We start from the raw sequence: 3,790 nt of genomic DNA on the forward strand, positions 1-3,790 counted from the left end.
GGCCCGGGAGATGGGGACGCAGGTAGCGGAGCGGGTATTGCAGCGTATTGGCGGGGACGTGGGAACCGTACACAACCAGGTGATCCTTCCCCGGCTGGTGAAGTAGAAAAAACCCCGGCAGACGCCGGGGGTGAAGATTATGGCTGAACCGGTGCCAGCGGCAGCGGCGGAACGGCCGGCGACGTCTGCGGCACGGCCGGCGCCGGAGATAAAATATCCGGCATGCCGAACAGGCCGACGAACTGCGCCAGCGGCATCTTCTGCCCGTTGAGCGTTACCTGCCCTGCGCCATACTGCAGGCTGGCCTGAATGCTGTTGTCCTGGACGGTGGTCAGGCGGAACATCTGCCCCATCGCCGCCAGGCCTTTGACCTGCTGTTCTGCCAGCTTATGGGCGTCATCCTGCTGATAGCCTTCAATGCGCGCGACCTGGGTCATCAGCTCGATGGCCATGTCCATGGGAATGGTCAGCTTGCCGTCGAGAGATTTCACTCCGGAATCCACCTCTTCAGCCAACGTCTGCGGCGGCGCGGCGGCGGTTGACGGATCTTTCAGCGCCAGATCCAGATTGAAGGTGGACTCGCCTTTAGCATTTTTCCAGCTCAGCGGCGCAACGGTGACCTGCGGTTCGCCTTTCAGCAGCAGCGGCAGGGCGTCGAAGAACGCGGCGGTCACTTTCTGCTGATACAACGCCGGATCCTGCATCACCTCTGGCTGGCCGAGCAGGGCCTGCACCTGGCCGTTGTACTGCTGGCTGAACTGGTGCCAGCTCTCGCCGTCGATGTGATTAATCTTCAGCGCCAGCTTGCCGCTGCCCATGTCGTTGCCCTGCAGCTTGAGGCTGTCGAGGCTGTAATCGAGGCTGCTGTCGATGGTTTTGCCGTCTTTAGAAAGATCGGCTTTTCCGTCGATGGTCATTCCGTCAACCACAGCCAGCTCTTTGCCTGCCACGGCGACGGCCAGTGTTTCCAGCGTCAGTTTTTGATTGCCGATGCGCTCTTTAAAATCGGTCAGCTTGCTTTCGCCATCCGCTTTTAAGTTCTTAAACGAGAACTGTACCGGCTGGCCGAACTCGTTGACCACGTTGAGCTGGCCGCTGTCCGCACCGCCGGTCAGCGCCAGCGCGTTACCGTCTTTGTCCGCTTCCAGCTCGAACTTGCCGCCGTCAAAGGTAATTTTGTCATCGCCGTTTTCATAGGCGATGGGGTTAAAGAGAATATCCGAGTTTGTGGCCCCCGAATATGCGATGCGCGTAGCGATTTCGGCCGGCGTTTTTCCTTTGGTGAGCTCAAACAGCCGCCTGGTCAGATCGTTATTCACCAGCGTGGAGTTGACCACTGCCATGGACGGGATCAGGCTGAAGTTTTTCAGCGGGAGCGGTCCGTGATAGACGGTTTCATCCAGCACCACGTTCTGGCCGGGTTTCAGCCAGCTGCTTTTCGCGCCGTCTGCGGATTTAACAATAAGGCGCAGGTGGCTGCTGAAAATGCCGCGCTGGTAATCCTGCGTTGCCAGCTGGAGTCCCGATTCCGGAGAATTCTGCGCCAGCTGCGCGTTGGCCTGGCCGACAAATTCTGCCAGGTGAGACTCAACCATTTTCCCGGTATACCAGGCGCCGCCTGTCCACGCGACACCCAGAGCGACGATAATTCCTGCTGCGACCAGCGTTTTTTTCATGTCGATTATCCATAAATGAAAACAGGCGGAAGATCCCGCCCGTTGAGTTATCAGGTTGTAGCACAGCTTAACAAGCGAAAAATAATACGCCAGTTTTTCGTTAAAGCGTGTTGAAGACGCGCGCTGCGCGGCCGGTTCCGCTCAGCAGTACCGGAGATTCGCTGGCGGCAATAAATGCAGACTCGCCGGGACGCAGGGTCAGGATCTGATCCCCTTTGCGCACCACCGTTTCGCCGCTGACGCAGAACAGGATAGCCGCGCTTTGCTGCGCCACTTTGCAGGTCTCGGCACTCAGGTCATGCAGCGCGAAGGCGAAATCGTCGACCGGGATCGGGAAATCCAGCTCGCTGCCGCGTTGCTGCGGCTGGGTGAGAAGTTCACCCGCCGGCTTCGGCACGAATTTAACATTGGCCACCAGTTCCGGAATATCGATGTATTTCGGTGTCAGGCCCGCGCGCAATACGTTGTCCGAGTTGGCCATCACCTCCAGCGCCACGCCGTTAAGATAAGCGTGCGGGGTTTCGGCAAACAGGAACATCGCTTCGCCCGGGTTGAGCTTGACCACATTAAGCAGCAGCGGTGAGAACAGGCCGCTGTCGTCGGGATAGAAGCGGGCGATGAAGCGAATAGTGTCCCACGGCTCGCCCTTCTGAGTTGCCAGCGCACTATTCAGGATCGCCAGCGCGCGGGATTTTTCTTCGCCCTGCATGTTAAGCAGCCCGGCAAACAGGGCGCTCAGGTGCTCCGCGTCCGGGGCATTTAAAAATGCGCCAATGGCCGCATGGGCGTCGGCCACCGGCTGGACCAGCGCGGCAATGTCGGCGAACTCGCGAAAGGCGTTCATCGCCAGGAACGGCGTTAAGGCAAAAACCAGCTCCGGCTTGTGGTTCGGATCCTTGTAGTTGCGCTCGGCGGCGTCCATCGGAATGCCAGCCGCATTCTCTTTGGCAAATCCCGCCTCGGAAGCCTGCTTGTTGGGGTGAACCTGAATGGAGAGCGGCGTGTCGGCGCACAGCACTTTAAACAAAAACGGCAGCTCCCCGAAGCGGGCGGCGACTTTATCACCCAGCAGCGCGGCTTTGTCTGCGTCAATGACCTCGCGCAGGGAGCGGCGCTGGCCGCTGGCGTCCTCAATATAAGAGCTGCTTTTCGGGTGCGCGCCCATCCACAGCTCGGCCATTGGAAGATGTTCCGGATTGGCAATGCCGTAGAGGTCGGTCAGCGCCGTTTTGCTTCCCCAGGCATAATTTTGTACGGAGTTAATAAGTTTTTGCATGATAACGCCCTGTATTCATCCTTATTTATCTGCGCCTATTAAACCAAGAAACGGCAGGGATGTAACCTCATCCAGAAAAAAGCTGCCGCAGTCTCAGTTTTTGTTAAAAAATTGTGTAGGATAAGCCAACTCGCTTTTAACAGACCGCAGTGAGCGCGGCCAAAAACATAATGAGTCAACGCAGTAAGTGAGAGAGCAATGTCGAATAAACCGTTTGTCTATCAGGATCCTTTTCCGCTGAAAAAGGATGACACCGAGTATTATCTTCTCAGCAAAGAACACGTCTCCGTCACCGAATTTGAAGGGCAGCAGATCCTGAAGGTCGATCCTCAGGCGCTGACCCTGCTGGCGAAACACGCCTTCCACGATGCTTCCTTTATGCTGCGCCCGGCGCACCAGCAGCAGGTGGCGGATATCCTCAGCGATCCGCAGGCCAGTGAAAACGACAAATATGTCGCGCTGCAGTTTCTGCGCAACTCCGATATTGCCGCGAAGGGCATTCTGCCCACCTGCCAGGACACCGGTACGGCAATCATCGTCGGTAAAAAAGGGCAGAACGTCTGGACCGGAGGCGGTGACGAAGCGGCGCTGGCCCGCGGCGTGTACGAAACGTACACCGAAGACAACCTGCGCTACTCCCAGAACGCGCCGCTGGACATGTATAAAGAGGTGAACACCGGCACCAACCTGCCGGCGCAGATTGATCTCTACAGCGTCGATGGCAGCGAATATAAGTTTCTGTGCATCGCCAAGGGCGGCGGTTCGGCCAACAAAACCTATCTCTCTCAGGAAACCAAGGCGCTGATTACGCCTGCGAAGCTCAAGAATTATCTGGTGG

At 57.6% G+C, this 3,790-nt stretch carries 3 protein-coding genes; 1 reads left to right on the forward strand and 2 read right to left on the reverse strand.

The genetic code is table 11. The annotated features are described in order from the left end of the window. Window positions 1-137 precede the first annotated feature (137 nt). Entirely contained in the window at window positions 138-1,676 is a 1,539-nt protein-coding gene (locus tag QZ766_RS03685; RefSeq protein WP_297197413.1) for a YdgA family protein, read from the reverse strand. A gap of 100 nt (window positions 1,677-1,776) precedes the next feature. Next, on the reverse strand, window positions 1,777-2,952 hold the full coding sequence (gene manA, locus QZ766_RS03690; RefSeq protein WP_297197416.1) for a mannose-6-phosphate isomerase: 1,176 nt from the start codon (window positions 2,950-2,952) through the stop codon (window positions 1,777-1,779). A 198-nt stretch (window positions 2,953-3,150) separates the two neighbouring features. Between manA and QZ766_RS03695 the strand changes: the two genes are divergently transcribed. Continuing rightward, a partial coding sequence (locus QZ766_RS03695; RefSeq protein WP_297197419.1) for a fumarate hydratase occupies window positions 3,151-3,790 on the forward strand: 640 nt, incomplete at its 3' end.

It is taken from the genome of uncultured Pluralibacter sp. (assembly GCF_913775985.1).
In the GTDB taxonomy this organism is placed as follows: domain Bacteria; phylum Pseudomonadota; class Gammaproteobacteria; order Enterobacterales; family Enterobacteriaceae; genus Pluralibacter.